Genomic DNA, 15504 nt, shown 5'->3' with positions numbered 1-15504 from the left:
CTCCTCATCTGTGCGACTGCAGGTGCTGGCGGTGCAGCCACTTCGGCAGTCCCGGAGCCTCCAGGAACCCCTCGGCGCGTGCCGAGGCGACGCCGATGCGCAGCAGGTCCGCGCTCTTCTCGAAGAGCAGGAACCGGGGTTCCCAGATGGGCCGGTACTTCGCGTTGGCCCGGTACAGCGACTCGATCTGCCACCACCGGGAGAAGAAGCTGAGCAGCGAACGCCACAGCCGCAGCACCGGTCCGGCGCCGAGGCGCGCACCACGTTCGAAGACGGACCGGAACATGGCGAAGTTGAGCGAGACCTGGGTGATCTCGATCTCGCGGGCCCGGCGCAGCAGTTCGATCACCATGAACTCCATGAGCCCGTTCTCGGAGTCCCGGTCACGCCGCATGAGATCGAGCGAGAGCCCGTGCGGACCCCAGGGCACGAACGACAGCAGTGCCCGCAACTCGCCGGTACCGTCGGCGCACTCGAGCATCACGCACTGTCCGTCCTCCGGGTCGCCGAGCCGCCCCAGCGCCATGCTGAACCCGCGCTCGGTGGCCCCGTCGCGCCAGTCGTCGGCCTTCTTCAGCAGCGACGCCATCTCGTCGGCGGGAATGTCCTCGTGGCGCCGGATGCGGACCGTGTACCCGGCGCGCCCGACACGGTTGTAGGCCTGGCGGACGGTGCGCATGGCCCGCCCCTCGATGGTGAACTCGCCGACGTCGACGATGGCTTCGTCGCCCAGTTCGAGCGCGTCCATCCCGTGCCGCGCGTACACGGTCCCCGCCTCCTCGCTCGCGCCCATCACGGCGGGGATCCAGCCGTGCACGCGCGCCTGGGCGAGCCAGGGCTCGATGGCGCCGGGCCACGCCTCCGGGTCGCCGAGCGGATCGCCGGAGGCGAGCGAGACACCGCCGACGACGCGGTAGGCGACCGCCGCCTTGCCGGTGGGCGACCAGATCACGCTCTTCTCCCGGCGCAACGCGAAGTAGCCGAGTGAGTCACGGTCACCGTGCTTGTCGAGCAGGGCCCGCAGCCGCTTCTCGTCGTCCTCGGTGATCGGGTCGACCGCGCGCCGGGAGCGGAAGGCGGCGTACAGAACGGCGAGCACCAGCAGCGTGCTGAACACGTTGATGGTGACGTTGACCCAGTTCGGGGGTGCGATCCCGGGGTAGTGCGAGTCGTCGGCGGTGACCGAGACGAGCCGCAGGGCGCCGTAGCGCCAGCGGTCCAGGAAGGTCGAACGGTGCGCGTCGTGCGCGGTGTTGGTGACGGTGACCAGGAGCGCGGCGAGCAACGAGGAGACCAGCAGGCCGCCGGCGGCGACGAGGGCGGCGAGCCGGGGGTTGGACCGGTCGCCCTTGGCGTAGAACTCCCGCCGCCCGGCCAGGAGCGAGCCCACGAAGGCCGTGGTGAGCCCCAGGGAGATCCAGTTCTGTGCGTACTGCCGGATCTCCGGGAAGGTCATGGCGAAGGCGAACAGCAGCAGAAACGGCCCGCCGAGCACCAGGTTGAGGATCCACGCGGCCCGCTTGCGCCGCCCCATGGTGACGGCGAGGAACATCGTGAACACGCCCGAGGCGAAGCCCGCGGTCAGCAGGTACGGCGTGAAGAGGTTCTCCTGGTTGTGCCGCCGCACGTCCTGCGCGAGGGAGACCCATACGGCGGAGAGGAAGTTGATGAACGTGACGGCGCGCAGGTACCAGACGGCGAACGCGGCGGCTCGCCGGGAGGCCCGACTGGACCGCCGTGCCCCGCCCCCCGTCCGAACCGTGCGTTCCTGTTCCTGCTCCTGTTGCGCGGTAAAACGGGCATCTCCCATGAAGGGCGATGATATGGGGCGCTCAGGGGTCTCCGGGCGACCCGTACGAGCGGCCCGCTTCTTTCCGCCACGACGGTGGGAAGTGGGACGGCACGCTCCGGCGGGCCCGAACCGGCTCGCGGCCCGGCGGCCTCGGCCGCGCGTGCTACTCCTGCTCCGGCCGCGCCCCGGCGGCCTCGGCCGCGCGGGCTGCTCCTGCTCCGGCCGCGGCCCGGCGGCCTCGTCCGCGCGTGCTGCTCCTGCTCCGGCCGCGGCCCGACGGCCTCGTCCGCGCGGGCTGCTCCTGCTCCGGCCGCGGCCCGGCGGCCTCGTCCGCGCGTGCTGCTCCTGCTCCGGCCGCGGCCCGGCGGCCTCGTCCGCGCGTGCTGCTCCTGCTCCGGCCGCGGCCCGGCGGCCTCGGCCGCGCGTGCTGCTCCTGCTCCGGCCGCGGCCCGGCGGCCTCGGCCGCGCGTGCTACTCCTGCTCCGGCCGCCCCTGCTCGGCAGCCGAGGGGGCCGCCGCGGGCTTCTCCGGGAGCTCCGCCGCCAGCGCCGCGGCGGCCCGCACCAGCGGCAGCGCCAGCAGCGCCCCGGCCCCCTCGCCGATGGTCACACCGTGGTCGAGGAGCGGCTCCAGCGCCATCCGGTCCAGCGCCTTCGCCTGCGCCGGCTCCCCGCTGGTCTGTCCGGCCAGCCACCAGTCCGGCGCGCGGAACGCGATCCGCTGCGCGACCAGCGCACACGCCGCCGATACGACCCCGTCCAGGATGACCGGAGTCCTGCGCACGGCGCACTGCAGCAGGAAGCCCGTCATCGCGGCCAGATCGGCCCCGCCCACCGCCGCCAGCAACTGCAGCTGATCACCCAGCACCGGCCGCGCCCGCCGCAGCGCGTCCCGTACGGCCGCGCACTTGCGCATCCACGCCAGGTCGTCGATCGCCACGCCGCCGCGCCCCGTCACGACGGACGCGTCCGTCCCGCACAGCGCGGCGATCAGCACGGCCGCCGGCGTGGTGCCGCCGACGCTCACGTCGCCGAGCACCACCAGATCGGTCCCGGCGTCCGCCTCCTCGTCCGCGATCGCCATCCCCGCCCGGAACGCCGCCTCCGCCTCCTCGGGCGTCAGCGCGTCCTCCACGTCGATGCGCCCGCTGCCGCGCCGCACCCGATGCCGTACGACGTCTGCCGGCAGGCCCTCCGGATCGCAGTCGAGCGCCATGTCGACCACGCGTACGGGCACATGCAGCTGCCGCGCCAGGATCGAGGCCGCGCTGGTGCCCTCCAGCACCGCCCGCACGAGCTGTTCCGCGCTGCCTGCGGGGCGCGCCGACACGCCGAGCGCGGCGACCCCGTGATCGCCCGCGAACAGCACCGCGCGCGGCCGCTCGATCGGTCGCACCGGTACGGCGGACTGCGCGGCCGCCAGCCACTCACCCAGGTCGTCGAGGCGGCCCAGCGCCCCGGGCGGGACGACCTGGCGCTCCCGGCGCGCTTCCGCGTCGCGGCGCACCCCGCCGTCGGGGCGCTCGATCAGATCGGTGAAGTCGTCGAGATTAAGCGAGCTCATTCGCCGAACAGTACCGGCAGCGATCGAACGCGGAGGTGCCACGTCGACGGCACGTCATTGCATCCCTGAGCGAGATCCCATATGTACCGTTCTCATGGTTGTCGTTCCGGCCGCCAGGTCGCCCACAGGAGCCGCCATGTCCCCCGCCCCGCAGCCGTCCGCCGCGCGCCGCGCCGAGTCGCCGGGCGAACTCGCCCAGGGCGGCGACCGGTTCCACGAGCCGCGCCGCGAGGACTGCCCCTGGTGCGGCTCCACGCGGCTGCGCACCCGGCTGCGCACACCCGACCTGGTGCAGCACAAGCCGGGCACGTTCGTCGTCGACGAGTGCCACGACTGCGCGCACGCCTTCCAGAACCCCCGCCTCACCGCCGAGGGACTCGCCTTCTACCACCATGACTTCCACGAGGGGCAGCCGGCACTCGACGGCTTCGCCGAGCGCCTCCTGGCCGCCCGCGGCAGCGCCCGGCGCCACCGGTCCGCGGCCCGCGCGATGCTGCCCACCGACTGCGCGTTCGGCGCGCTGCTCGGCAAGTGGTGGATGTCGTACGGCCAGCCGCGCCACCTCCATCTGATGCCGCTGCGCAACCTGCTGGCCGAACTGGAGGTCCTGGGGTGCGCGGTCGTCACCACCGACCGCCGCGAACCGCACACGCCGTACGACATCGCCGGCGCCCTGGCGCTGGGTCTGGCCCGCGTCCTGCCGGCCCCGGACGTCCCCTGGCGGGCCGTCCCGCCGACGGTGTTCCGGCGCCGGCTGCGCACCGCCCTGGTGGGGGCCGCCACACCGCTGGTGGCGACCGCGACCGCCCTGGACCACGCCCTGGCACCGCTGCTGCGGCGCACCCGCTTCTCGAACGCCTACCGGATCATCGCGCGCAGAACGCCGTCACGGGCGTAGCGTCAGCGTCTGTCCGGCCACCACCAGCAGCACATGCTCGCACTCCGCCGCGAACGCCGCGTTCAGACGGCCGAGTTCGTCACGGTAGCGGCGACCGGAGGCCGTCGCCGGGACGATGCCGGAGCCGACCTCGTTCGAGACCGCGACGACGGTCCGGCGCGTGTTCCGCACCGCCGCCGCGAGCTCCTCCACCCGGGCCCGCAGTGCCCGCTCACCGCCGCCCGCCCACTCCGCGTCGTCCCACGCGTTCACCGCGTCCATCGCGTCGGTCAGCCACAGCGACAGACAGTCGATCAGCAGTGGCGCCCCGTCCTCCTTCAACAGCGGCAGCAGGTCGCACGTCTCGGTGGTGCGCCAGGACCCGGGCCGCCGCTCCCGGTGCGCCGCCACGCGCGCGGCCCACTCCGTGTCCCCGCCCCGCGTCCCGCCCGTCGCCACATAGAGCACGTCCGGAAACGCCTCCAGCCGACGCTCCGCCTCCACCGACTTGCCCGACCGTGCCCCGCCCAGCACGAGCGTGCGCCGCGGCACCTCCGCAACGGCCGACACGTCTTCGTATCCGCCCACGACCAGCGTCGTCCCGTCCGGCACCACCCGCGCCCCCGCCGCCGCCACCCGACGGCGCAGCTCGGCGCCCGGGGGCACGTCATGGTCGAGGTGGACGGCGACGACGCCGGTGGCCGGCCCGAGCGCGCCCACCGCCCGCAGCTTCGCCAGGGCGTCCGGCCGTCCCACGACATCGGCGAGCACCATGTCGTACGGTTCCGCCGGCTCCGCAAGACCCGCGGGTGCCGCGCCCGGCGGCAGATACAGCAGCCGCAGTCCGTCCGGACCGGTCACCGCGTACCCCGTGCCCGGCGCGTCCATCGCGAGCGCCCGCACCCGGTGCCCGGTCAGCAGCGCCAACTCCCGCCCGTCCGGCACCCGCCCGGGCTGCGGCAGGCCCACCGGGACCTCGACCGGCGGCCCGTCGTGCGGATGCGACAGCAGCACCTGCCGTACGCCGCCCAGCGACCGCCCGGCGCGCGCGGCGGCGAACGCCGCACCCGGCGTCAGGTCCAGCAGCAGCGTGTCGTCCACCAGCGCCGCGGTCGCCGCACGCGCCTCCGGGCCGAGCGCACGCCCACAGGACGCGCAGGGACAGTCGGGGCGGGGGAGTCCCGCGGGGGCACCGGTACCGAGCAGAGTCACTTCCACGCACCCGATTTTCCCGGGTCGCCGCAGGTCCCGCGCGCCCGAGGTCCCGCAAGGGCGCGGGGCCCTGCCCGCACCCGGCCGCGACCGGCCACGAAGGGCCCTCGGCCGCAGGGAGGACCCGAGGTCCTCTGACGGCACGCCCGGGCGAGCGCATAGGCTCGGGGCGGCGACCGGACCAAGATCCGGCTTCTGGTCTGTATGTGCTCACACTTGGAGGCGTACGTGGCGGCATGGACGTGGCGGTTCGAGAAGGCCGACGGGGCGGAGGTCCAGCCCGCGGTCGCGCCCGAGGAGTTCACCACGCAGGGGGACGCCGAGTCCTGGATCGGGGAGCACTGGAGGGGACTGCTGGACGGCGGCGCCGACCAGGTGCGGCTGTTCGAGGACGGCACGGAGATCTACGGGCCGATGAGCCTGCACGCCGACGAACAGGTCGACAGCGAGTCCTAGAGCTCAGCCGGGCTCCATTCTGTTCGGAGCTCTCGGAGCTCCCCGGGCGGGGGCCGCACGGCCCTCGTCCGGCCCCGCTACTGCTCGCCCAGGGTGACCTCGACCGTCTGCTGGCTTCCGTTGCGCAGGAACGTGACCGTGGTCCTCTGCCCCGGCCTCTCACTGGCGAGCGCCTCGGCGAGGGACGTGATCGTGGTGATGGGCCTGTCACCCAGCTTGACGATGATGTCCCCGACCTGGAGGCCCGCCTTGTCGGCGGCGCCCCGCTTCTTGACCGAGACCACCGCGACCCCGGCCGGCTGGTAGTTGCCGTCCAGCACCGTGCGGCCCGTGATGTTGAGCGCGGCCCGCCCCGAGTTGGTGACCTTGCCGTCGCGGACGATCTGGTCGGCGATCGTCTTCACCATGGACGCCGGGATCGCGAACCCGATGCCGGGCGCCGCACTGCCCCCGAGCTCGGGGTCGAGCGCCGCGAGCGTGGGGATGCCGATGACCTGGCTGTTCAGATTGACGAGCGCGCCCCCGCTGTTGCCCGGGTTGATCGCCGCCGAGGTCTGCACCATGTTCGGGATGGTGGCGCCGGGGGCGTTTCCCGCATTCCCCTCACTGACGGTCCGTCCGGTCGCCGACACGATCCCCTGGGTCACGCTCGACGACAGCCCGAGGGGCGAGCCCATGGCCAGGACGATCTGGCCCACCTCGACCCTGGCCGAGTTCCCGAAGGCGGCCACCTTCAGCTTGGGCGGCACGTTGTCCAGCTTGATGACGGCCAGATCCTGCTCCGGATACGAGAAGACGAGGCCCGCGGTGAGCGCGGTCTCGCTGTTGGCCGCGGTCACCTGGAACCTCTTCTCGTTCCCGACCACGTGCGCGTTGGTGACGATGTGCCCCTTGCCGTCGTACACCACGCCCGATCCGAGGGAGTTGCCGGCCTGGATCTGCACGACGGACGGCAGCACGTCCCTGACGACCCGCTGGTACTCGCTCTGCAGTTCCAGCCCCGCCTTCGGGGCGCCGGTCCGTACGACCGCCGGCGGGTCCTTCTTGACCGGGGAGGCGGAGTCGGTGCAGCCGGCGACCAGTGCCAGGCACACGACCAGGACCGGGGCGCACAGCCGGCGAAGGGCACGGGTACGGGAAACGTCCATGCCCCGAGTCTCCATTCGGGGTGAGGGTCCGGCCTGCGGTGCTCACCCGAACGAGCTCATCCGCCCAGCCCTCAGCCGCGCACTCCGCAGAGATGCAGCAACGCCGCCACCCGGCGGTACGGATCCGTCCTCCCGGCCCGTTCCTCCGCCGCCAGCAGCGCTTCGACGTCGGCCGGGATCTCCGCGCCGTCCGCCGCCGTGTCGGTGAAGACCCGTACCCCGTACCAGGCGTGCAACGGTGCCCCGATCCCCGCCAGTGTCGCCGTCAACGCGTCCAGCCGGTCGGCGCGCACCTCGAGCCCGAGCCGGTTCGTATAGGACACGGTGTCGAACGCGCCCAGCGCACCGGCCCAGTCACCGGACAGCCCCGGCCGCATCGCCAGCGCGTCCCCGTTCCGGACGAGCAGGGACAGCAGCCCGCCGGGGGCCAGCATCCGGGCGAGCCCCGCCAGCAGCGCGTCCGGCTCCTCGACGTACATGAGCACGCCGTGGCACAGCACCACGTCGAAGCTGCCGGGCAGGAAGTGCACACCCGTGTCCCGGCCGTCGCCCTCGATGATCCGCATGCGCTCCCGGATGCCCTCCGGCTCACCGGACAGGGCCGCACGGGCGACGGAGACCATCTTCGGGTCCTGCTCGACCCCGGTCACCTGGTGCCCGGCGCGCGCCAGGCGCAGCGCCTGGGTGCCCTGGCCCATCCCCACGTCCAGCACCCGCAGCCGCTGCCCGACCGGGAAGCGGCCGGATATCTGCTCGTCGAGCTGCCGGGCCACCAGCTCCTGCCGCACGACATCACGCAGAGCGCCCAGCTTGCTCAGCCACGCGTCGGCCGCGCCCCCGGAGAAGGACGTCGTGCTCAGGGCCGCTCTCCGCGCTTGACCTGCGGCTTCGGCAGCCGGAGCCGACGCATCTGCAGGGAGCGCATCAGCGCGTAGGCGATCGCGCCCCGCTTGTTCTGGTCCGGGAAGCGCTCGTTCAGCCGCTTCCTCAGCCGGAACGCGGAGAGGACCGAGTCGAGCACGATCAGGACGATCACGACGAGCCACAGCAGCAGCGCGATGTTCTGCAGCGAGGCCACCCGCACCATGCTCAGCACGAGGATGATCACGGCCATCGGCAGGAAGAACTCCGCGACGTTGAAGCGCGCGTCGATGTAGTCGCGCGCGAACTTGCGCACCGGTCCCTTGTCCCGCGCCGGCAGATACCGCTCGTCACCGCTGGCCAGCGCCTGGCGCTGCTTCTCCAGCTGGACGCGGCGCTCCTCGCGCTGCCGCTTGGTGGCGTCCTTGCGCGTCATCGACGTGTTGGCGACGCTGCGCCGCTGGGTCTGGGCCTCACTGCGCTTGGGCGTGGGCCGACCCTTCGGGGCCTGCGGGTCGCGGGGCTGCTTGGAGTCGGTCAGCGGCGTCTTGTCGACGGCCGGGGCCTTCTCTTCCTTGGCACGGCTTCGGAACACAAAACCCAAGGGTACGGGGTAGCCCCGCATGGACCCCAGCCCTGTGGGGAACGATCCGGCAACACCGGTCGTCTGTACTGGGACAGAGGGGCCTCAAAAGGAACACCACCGATGTTCTTCCGGAAGGCGGCTGAGGGAATCCGGGAGTCACCCCGTACGTAACCTCGGGGGACACCTACTCCCTACGCCGGAGCGGGACCGTATGCAGTCGTCCTTGGGGATGAGCGCATCCGTCCCCGAACAGTGCGGTAATGGAGGCAGGGCCCGTACTGTGGGTTCTGTCGCAGATCTGTGAGCTGGAGTCCGTCAGAAGGGGGCGCGCGAAGCCCATGAGCGGTGTCATGAAGCGTATGGGGATGATCTTCCGCGCGAAGGCGAACAAGGCCCTTGACCGGGCCGAGGACCCGCGCGAGACCCTCGATTACTCGTACCAGAAGCAGCTGGAGCTGCTGCAGAAGGTGCGGCGCGGCGTCGCGGACGTGGCGACGAGCCGCAAGCGCCTGGAACTGCAGCTCAACCAGCTGCAGGGCCAGTCCTCGAAGCTGGAGGACCAGGGCCGCAAGGCGCTCGCACTCGGCCGTGAGGACCTGGCCCGCGAGGCGCTGTCCCGGCGCGCCGCGCTCCAGCAGCAGGTGACGGACCTGGAGAGCCAGCACCAGACGCTGCAGGGCGAGGAGGAGAAGCTCACCCTGGCGGCCCAGCGCCTCCAGGCCAAGGTGGACGCCTTCCGCACGAAGAAGGAGACCATCAAGGCGACCTACACGGCGGCCCAGGCACAGACCCGGATCGGCGAGGCCTTCTCCGGCATCTCCGAGGAGATGGGCGATGTCGGCCTGGCCATCCAGCGGGCCGAGGACAAGACGGCCCAGCTCCAGGCCCGGGCCGGCGCGATCGACGAACTCCTGGCCTCCGGTGCCCTGGACGATCCCTCGGGCATGGCCAAGGACGAGATCCAGGCCGAGCTGGACCGGCTCTCCGGTGGTACGGATGTGGAGCTGGAACTGCAGCGCATGAAGGCGGAGCTGGCCGGCGGTTCCTCGCAGCCGCAGGCGATCGAGGGCGGTACGGGTCAGGGGCAGTCCCAGTCCCAGCCGCAGGACACCCCGCGCTTCGACAAGCAGTGACGCTCAGTAAGGCTGTCATCCACCGGGTCCCACGCCTGAGGAGGGCGACATGATCGTACGGATCATGGGGGAGGGGCAGGTGAAGCTGGACGACGACCACTTCACCGAGCTGAACAAGCTGGACGACGAGCTGCTCCGGGAGGTGGAGAGCGGCGACGAGCAGGGCTTCCGTCGCACGCTGAACGCCCTCCTGGACGCGGTCCGCCGTCTGGGCACCCCACTCCCGGACGACTCCCTGGAACCGTCGCAACTGATCCTGCCGTCACCGGAGGCCGGCCTGGCGGAGGTCCGCGCGATGCTGAACGACGACGGCCTGATCCCGGGCTGAGCTCTGAGGCGGCGGCACGGTTGAGCCCGGGCCGGTACGTCGGCCCGTCCGGTGATCGAGGTCGACGCCGTCCGTCGGGTGATCGAGGAGAGGCCGTCCGTCCGTCGGGTGTTCGAGGACGCGGCCGTTCAGGCCGAAGCGGGGGGCTGGGGCGGCAGCCCTCGGGCGGTACGCGCGACGCCGGGCACCGCTCGGTGCCGGGCGCCGGGGAAGACCGGTTCCGGCCCCCGCCCGGCTGCCCGTACCGTAAGCAACCGTGAGCACCCTAGAGCGCACCCGGTGCCGAGTCCGCGCCCACCCGCTGGCCGCGGACGCCGTCCTCGCCTTCGGCGTCCTCGTCAGCATGGTGGCCAGTTCCTTCGTCGACCCGCACGCCGAAGGCGGCCCCCGGTGGGGCGCTCGCAGCCCGGATGCCCTCAGCCTCGCTCTCATGGCGCTCGGCGCCGCCGCGCTCGTCCTCCGCCGCCGTGGCCCCCTGGCCGTCCTCGCGTTCACGACCGCGCTCTCCCTGGTGGAACTCGTCACCGCCGATCCCCGCACCCCCGTCGCGATGTCCGCGGTGGTCGCCCTCTACAGCGTCGCCGCCACCACCGACCGCCCCACCACCTGGCGCGTCGGCCTGCTCACCATGACCGTCCTGACCGGCGCCGCCATGCTCGCCGGTCCCCTCCCGTGGTACGCCCAGGAGAACCTCGGCCTCTTCGCCTGGACGGGCATGGCCGCGGCCGCCGGCGACGCCGTCCGCAGCCGTCGCGCCTTCGTCCACGCCATCAGGGAGCGCGCCGAGCGCGCCGAGCGCACCCGCGAGGAGGAGGCCCGCCGCCGTGTCGCCGAGGAACGGCTGCGCATCGCACGCGATCTGCACGACGTGGTCGCCCACCACATCGCTCTGGTCAATGTGCAGGCCGGAGTCGCCGCGCACGTCATGGACAAACGGCCCGACCAGGCCAAGGAGGCCCTCGCCCACGTCCGCGCGGCCAGTCGTTCCGCGCTCGACGAACTGCGCGCCACCGTCGGTCTGCTCCGGCAGTCCGGCGACCCCGAGGCCCCCACCGAGCCCGCCCCCGGTCTCGCGCGCCTCGACGAACTCGCCGACACCTTCCGCCACGCCGGTCTGCCCGTCGAGGTCGCCCGCGCCGACGACGGCACCGCCCTGCCCGCCGCCGTCGACCTGGTGGCGTACCGGGTCATCCAGGAGGCCCTCACCAATGTGCAGAAGCACGCGGGCCGTACGGCCAAGGCAGAGGTCAGCGTCGTGCGCGTGGGGCCGAACATGGAGGTCACGGTCCTGGACAACGGTACGGGTGTGGACACCGCGGACCGGGACGACGACGGACACGGCGGCCACGGTCTGCTCGGCATGCGCGAGCGCGTCACCGCCCTGGGCGGCGCCCTCACCGCCGGTCCCCGCTACGGAGGAGGCTTCCGGGTCCATGCGATCCTGCCGGTGGAACCACGCGACGACCGCGGCCGGGGAGACCGTATGACCGCCGCCCAGGGAGACCCCGTATGACCATCCGCGTTCTGCTCGCCGACGACCAGGCGCTGCTGCGCAGCGCCTTTCGCGTACTCGTCGACTCGGAACCGGACATGGAGGTGGTGGGCGAGGCCTCCGACGGGGCGGAGGCGGTCCGGCTGGCCAAGGAGCAACGCGCCGACGTCGTCCTCATGGACATCCGGATGCCCGGAACCGACGGCCTCGCCGCCACCCGCCTGATCTCGGCCGACCCCGCCCTCACCCACGTCCGGGTGGTCATCCTGACGACCTTCGAGGTCGACGACTATGTGGTGCAGTCGCTGCGCGCCGGGGCGTCCGGCTTCCTGGGCAAGGGCTCCGAGCCCGAGGAGCTGCTCAACGCCATCCGTGTCGCGGCCGGCGGCGAGGCACTGCTGTCGCCGACCGCCACCAAGGGGCTGATCGCCCGGTTCCTCGCCCAGGGCGACGGCTACGACGGGCGCGACCCGGCCCGCTCCGACCGGCTCGGCACGCTCACGGGCCGGGAGCGCGAAGTGCTCGTCCAGGTCGCCGGCGGCCACTCCAACGACGAGATCGCCGAACGCCTCCACGTCAGCCCGCTGACGGTGAAGACGCACGTCAACCGGGCCATGGCCAAGCTCGGCGCACGCGACCGGGCGCAACTGGTCGTCATCGCCTACGAGTCGGGGTTGGTGCGCCCGAGGGTGGAGTGAGCCGCTACATCCACGGGTGGAGCGACCTCCATCGGGCCGTACTGCGCCCGCAGTAGGCGCCGCATAAGGAAATGGACCTGGGGGCGACGGAACGACGGCGGCCGATGGCTCAGGGTTATAGGGAGGCGCTCCTCTGCGCCCCGGACCTTCCGCTCAGCCACAGAGAGAGACGACGACCCATGTCCTGGCTGTCCCGATTCAGCCTCGCGCAACGGGCCCTGATAGCGCTGATGTCCCTCGTCGCGCTCGTCTTCGGCGCGATCGCGATCCCACAGCTCAAGCAGCAACTCCTGCCCACCATCAACCTCCCCGTGGTGTCGGTCCTCGCGCCGTACCAGGGCGCGTCCCCCGACGTGGTCGAGAAGCAGGTCGTCGAGCCCCTGGAGAACACCCTGCAGGCCGTCTCCGGCATCAAGGGCATGACCTCCACGGCGAGCGAGGGCAACGCCGTCATCATGGCGTCCTTCAACTTCGGCAACGACACCAAGCAGCTCGTCGCCGACGTCCAGCAGGCCGTCAACCGGGCCCGCGCCCAGCTGCCGACCTCCGTCGACCCACAGGTCATCGCCGGTTCGACGGACGACATGCCGGCCGTCGTGCTCGCCGTCACCTCGGACAAGGACCAGCAGGCCCTGTCCGACCAGCTCGACAAGACCGTGGTGCCCGCCCTGAAGGACATCGGCGGGGTCGGCCGGGTCACCGTGGCCGGCGTGCGGAACCTGCAGGTCACCGTCACGCCCGACGATGCGAAGCTCGCGCAGGCCGGGCTGTCCACGACCGCGCTCGGCCAGGCCCTGCAGGCGGGCGGCGCGACGGTCCCCGCGGGCTCCTTCGACGAGAACGGCAGCAACCGTACGGTCCAGGTGGGCGGCGGCTTCACCTCCCTGCAGCAGATCCAGGACCTGATGGTCACCACCCAGGCCGGCAAGAAGCCCGTACGCCTCGGTGACGTCGCCACCGTCCGGCAGGAGGAGGCCAAGGCCGACTCCATCACCCGTACGGACGGCAGGCCCAGCCTCGCCGTGAACGTCACCATGGACCACGACGGCAGCGCGGTCACCATCTCCAACGCGGTCAAGGACAAGCTGCCGGGCCTGCGCAAGGACCTCGGCTCGGGCGCCAAGATCACCGTGGTCAGCGACCAGGGCCCGGCGGTCTCCAAGTCCATCCACGGCCTGACCACCGAGGGCGGCCTCGGCCTGCTCTTCGCGGTCCTGGTGATCCTGGTCTTCCTCGCGTCCCTCCGCTCGACCCTCGTCACGGCGGTCTCGATCCCGCTGTCGGTGGTCCTGGCGCTGCTCGTCCTGTGGACGAGGGGCCTCTCCCTCAACATGCTCACGCTCGGCGCGCTGACCATCGCCATCGGCCGGGTCGTCGACGACTCGATCGTGGTCCTGGAGAACATCAAACGGCACCTCGGCTACGGCGAGGAGCGCCGGGAGGCCATCCTCACCGCGGTCCGCGAGGTGGCCGGCGCGGTGACCTCGTCCACGCTGACGACGGTGGCGGTCTTCCTGCCGGTCGGCCTGGTCGGCGGCATGGTGGGCGAGCTGTTCGGCCCGTTCTCCGTCACCGTGACGGCGGCCCTGCTGGCCTCGCTGCTGGTGTCGCTGACGGTCGTTCCGGTCCTGTCCTACTGGTTCCTGCGCGCCCCGAAGACCAGGCCCGAGGACCCGGAGCAGGCGCGCCGCGTGGCGGAGGAGAAGGAGGCGAGGAGCCGGCTCCAGCGCTTCTACGTGCCCGTGCTGCGCTTCGCGACCCGTCGCCGTCTCACCAGCGTGGCCATCGCGGCCGTCGTCCTGGTCGGCACCTTCGGCATGGCCCCCCTGCTGAAGACGAACTTCTTCGACCAGGGCGAGCAGAAGGTCCTCAGCATCAAGCAGAAGCTGAAGCCGGGCACGAGCCTGGCGGCGACCGACGCCCAGGCCAAGAAGGTCGAGAAGATGCTCGCCGGGGTCAAGGGCGTCAAGGACTACCAGGCCACGGTCGGCTCGTCCGGGTGGATGGCGGCGTTCGGCGGCAGCACGGACACCAACCAGGCCTCGTACTCGGTGATGCTGGACGACTCGGCCAAGTACAAGGACGTGCAGCGCCGCATCGAGGACGGGCTCGGCAAGCTCTCCGGGATCGGTACGACCACGGTGTCGGCCGGGGACGGCTTCGGCAGCCAGGACCTGAGCGTCGTCGTGAAGGCGGCCGACGCGGACGTCCTGCGCAAGGCGTCGGAGCAGGTCCGTGCCGAGGTGGCGGGCCTGAAGAACGTGACGGACGTGTCGAGCGACCTGTCGCAGAGCGTGCCGCGCATCTCCGTCCGGGCCGACTCCCGTGCGGCGGCGGCCGGTTTCAGCGACCAGACGCTGGGCGCCGCGGTCGCCCAGGCCGTGCAGGGCACCAAGACGGGCAAGGCGGTCCTGGACAACGTCGAGCGCGACGTCGTCATCCGGGCGGCGCAGCCGGCGCAGACGCTGCAGCAGCTGAAGAACCTTCCGCTGGGTCCGGTGAAGCTCGGTGACATCGCCACGGTGAAGCTGGTGGACGGCCCGGTGTCCATGACCCGGATCGACGGCCGGCGGGCGGCGACGATCACCGCGCGCCCGACGGGCGACAACACGGGCGCGGTGAGCGCGGACCTCCAGTCGAAGATCAGCGCGCTGAAGCTGCCGGCGGGCGCGACGGCGGAGATCGGCGGTGTCTCGAAGGACCAGGGCGACGCGTTCAAGAACCTGGGTCTGGCGATGCTGGCGGCGGTGGCGATCGTGTTCATGCTGCTGGTCGCGACGTTCCGCAGTCTGGCCCAGCCCCTGATCCTGCTCGTCTCCATCCCGTTCGCGGCGACCGGCGCCATCGGCCTCCTGGTCGCCACGGGCACCCCGATGGGTGTTCCGGCGATGATCGGCATGCTGATGCTGATCGGCATCGTGGTGACGAACGCGATCGTGCTGATTGACCTGATCAACCAGTACCGCAAGCAGGGTTACGGCGTCGTCGAGGCCGTCGTGGAGGGTGGCCGCCACCGTCTGCGCCCGATCCTGATGACGGCGCTGGCGACGATCTTCGCGCTGCTGCCGATGGCCCTGGGTGTCACGGGCGAGGGCGGCTTCATCGCCCAGCCGCTGGCCGTGGTCGTGATCGGCGGTCTCGTCACATCGACCGTGCTGACGCTCCTGCTGGTCCCGACCCTCTACGCGATGCTGGAGCTCCGCAAGGAGCGGCGCGCGAAGAAGCGGGCTGCGAAGCGGCAGACCGAGACCGAGGTCCTGGAGCCCGCGGGCGTCTAGAAGGACCCGGGACAACCCGGGAGAACCCGGGAAAATGCAGAGGGCCCGGCCCGCACGGGATGTGCGACGCTGTTGGTTAA

At 72.1% G+C, this 15504-nt stretch carries 13 protein-coding genes; 7 read left to right on the top strand and 6 right to left on the bottom strand.

All coding sequences use genetic code 11. The annotated features are described in order from the left end of the window. Positions 1 to 4: 4 nt before the first annotated feature. Together ASC56_RS03415 and cobT are read right to left on the bottom strand one after the other, a co-directional pair. Positions 5 to 1810, bottom strand: a complete 1806-nt coding sequence (locus tag ASC56_RS03415) for a phosphatidylglycerol lysyltransferase domain-containing protein (RefSeq protein ID WP_055489680.1) — start codon at positions 1808 to 1810, stop codon at positions 5 to 7. Positions 1811 to 2263: 453 nt separating this feature from the next. Beyond that, complete coding sequence (gene cobT, locus ASC56_RS03410; RefSeq protein ID WP_055489679.1) at positions 2264 to 3355, bottom strand: nicotinate-nucleotide--dimethylbenzimidazole phosphoribosyltransferase; 1092 nt, start codon at positions 3353 to 3355, stop codon at positions 2264 to 2266. A 136-nt stretch (positions 3356 to 3491) separates the two neighbouring features. Between cobT and ASC56_RS03405 the strand changes: the two genes are divergently transcribed. Continuing rightward, positions 3492 to 4253 (top strand): hypothetical protein, encoded by a 762-nt coding sequence (locus ASC56_RS03405; protein WP_063784922.1) that lies wholly within the window; start codon positions 3492 to 3494, stop codon positions 4251 to 4253. On the opposite strand, the gene ASC56_RS03400 is transcribed toward ASC56_RS03405, so the two are convergent. Further along, on the bottom strand, positions 4242 to 5450 hold the full coding sequence (locus ASC56_RS03400; RefSeq protein WP_055489677.1) for a bifunctional adenosylcobinamide kinase/adenosylcobinamide-phosphate guanylyltransferase: 1209 nt from the start codon (positions 5448 to 5450) through the stop codon (positions 4242 to 4244). The genes ASC56_RS03405 and ASC56_RS03400 overlap by 12 nt on opposite strands. Positions 5451 to 5672: 222 nt before the next feature. Between ASC56_RS03400 and ASC56_RS03395 the strand changes: the two genes are divergently transcribed. Continuing rightward, a complete protein-coding gene (locus ASC56_RS03395) occupies positions 5673 to 5900 on the top strand; it encodes a hypothetical protein (protein ID WP_055489676.1) in 228 nt (75 codons plus the stop codon). 77 nt (positions 5901 to 5977) lie between these two features. Here ASC56_RS03395 and ASC56_RS03390 read toward each other — a convergent pair whose 3' ends face one another. The 3 genes from ASC56_RS03390 to ASC56_RS03380 form a co-directional block, all read right to left on the bottom strand. Continuing rightward, the gene (locus tag ASC56_RS03390) at positions 5978 to 7048 is read right to left on the bottom strand and encodes a S1C family serine protease (protein WP_055489675.1); all 1071 of its coding nucleotides are present in this window, start codon (positions 7046 to 7048) and stop codon (positions 5978 to 5980) included. Positions 7049 to 7119: 71 nt separating this feature from the next. Next, positions 7120 to 7821, bottom strand: coding sequence for a bifunctional 2-polyprenyl-6-hydroxyphenol methylase/3-demethylubiquinol 3-O-methyltransferase UbiG (locus ASC56_RS03385; RefSeq protein WP_055490140.1), 702 nt, complete (start codon positions 7819 to 7821; stop codon positions 7120 to 7122). An 83-nt stretch (positions 7822 to 7904) separates the two neighbouring features. Further along, complete coding sequence (locus tag ASC56_RS03380) at positions 7905 to 8534, bottom strand: DUF3043 domain-containing protein (protein WP_079102274.1); 630 nt, start codon at positions 8532 to 8534, stop codon at positions 7905 to 7907. Between the two features lie 299 nt (positions 8535 to 8833). Between ASC56_RS03380 and ASC56_RS03375 the strand changes: the two genes are divergently transcribed. The 5 genes from ASC56_RS03375 (at position 8834) to ASC56_RS03355 (ending at position 15424) form a co-directional block, all read left to right on the top strand. Beyond that, positions 8834 to 9628, top strand: coding sequence for a PspA/IM30 family protein (locus tag ASC56_RS03375; protein WP_055489673.1), 795 nt, complete (start codon positions 8834 to 8836; stop codon positions 9626 to 9628). Between the two features lie 49 nt (positions 9629 to 9677). After that, a complete protein-coding gene (locus tag ASC56_RS03370) occupies positions 9678 to 9956 on the top strand; it encodes a hypothetical protein (protein ID WP_055489672.1) in 279 nt (92 codons plus the stop codon). A gap of 256 nt (positions 9957 to 10212) precedes the next feature. Beyond that, the gene (locus ASC56_RS03365) at positions 10213 to 11469 is read left to right on the top strand and encodes a sensor histidine kinase (protein ID WP_055489671.1); all 1257 of its coding nucleotides are present in this window, start codon (positions 10213 to 10215) and stop codon (positions 11467 to 11469) included. Then, positions 11466 to 12146: a response regulator transcription factor gene (locus tag ASC56_RS03360; RefSeq protein ID WP_055489670.1), complete on the top strand. Its 681-nt coding sequence runs from the start codon at positions 11466 to 11468 to the stop codon at positions 12144 to 12146. The genes ASC56_RS03365 and ASC56_RS03360 overlap by 4 nt, the downstream gene beginning before the upstream one ends. 179 nt (positions 12147 to 12325) lie before the next feature. After that, positions 12326 to 15424 carry an efflux RND transporter permease subunit gene (locus tag ASC56_RS03355; RefSeq protein WP_055489669.1) on the top strand — a complete coding sequence of 1033 codons (3099 nt, stop codon included), beginning with the start codon at positions 12326 to 12328 and terminating at the stop codon, positions 15422 to 15424. Positions 15425 to 15504: the final 80 nt, after the last annotated feature.

Origin of the sequence: Streptomyces sp. TP-A0356 (assembly GCF_001417775.1) — a bacterium.
GTDB lineage: Bacteria > Actinomycetota > Actinomycetes > Streptomycetales > Streptomycetaceae > Streptomyces.
Note: the sequence above shows the minus strand (reverse complement) of the source record. Positions and strands in the feature narration are given on the sequence as shown.

What these genes read in the sequence shown, in the direction of transcription:
- ASC56_RS03415 (WP_055489680.1), bottom strand. Translation starts at nt 1,810, where the DNA reads ATGGGAGATGCCCGTTTTACCGCGCAACAGGAGCAGGAACAGGAACGC.
- cobT (WP_055489679.1), bottom strand. Translation starts at nt 3,355, where the DNA reads ATGAGCTCGCTTAATCTCGACGACTTCACCGATCTGATCGAGCGCCCC.
- ASC56_RS03405 (WP_063784922.1), top strand. Translation starts at nt 3,492, where the DNA reads ATGTCCCCCGCCCCGCAGCCGTCCGCCGCGCGCCGCGCCGAGTCGCCG.
- ASC56_RS03390 (WP_055489675.1), bottom strand. Translation starts at nt 7,048, where the DNA reads ATGGACGTTTCCCGTACCCGTGCCCTTCGCCGGCTGTGCGCCCCGGTC.
- ASC56_RS03380 (WP_079102274.1), bottom strand. Translation starts at nt 8,534, where the DNA reads ATGCGGGGCTACCCCGTACCCTTGGGTTTTGTGTTCCGAAGCCGTGCC.
- ASC56_RS03375 (WP_055489673.1), top strand. Translation starts at nt 8,834, where the DNA reads ATGAGCGGTGTCATGAAGCGTATGGGGATGATCTTCCGCGCGAAGGCG.
- ASC56_RS03370 (WP_055489672.1), top strand. Translation starts at nt 9,678, where the DNA reads ATGATCGTACGGATCATGGGGGAGGGGCAGGTGAAGCTGGACGACGAC.
- ASC56_RS03360 (WP_055489670.1), top strand. Translation starts at nt 11,466, where the DNA reads ATGACCATCCGCGTTCTGCTCGCCGACGACCAGGCGCTGCTGCGCAGC.
- ASC56_RS03355 (WP_055489669.1), top strand. Translation starts at nt 12,326, where the DNA reads ATGTCCTGGCTGTCCCGATTCAGCCTCGCGCAACGGGCCCTGATAGCG.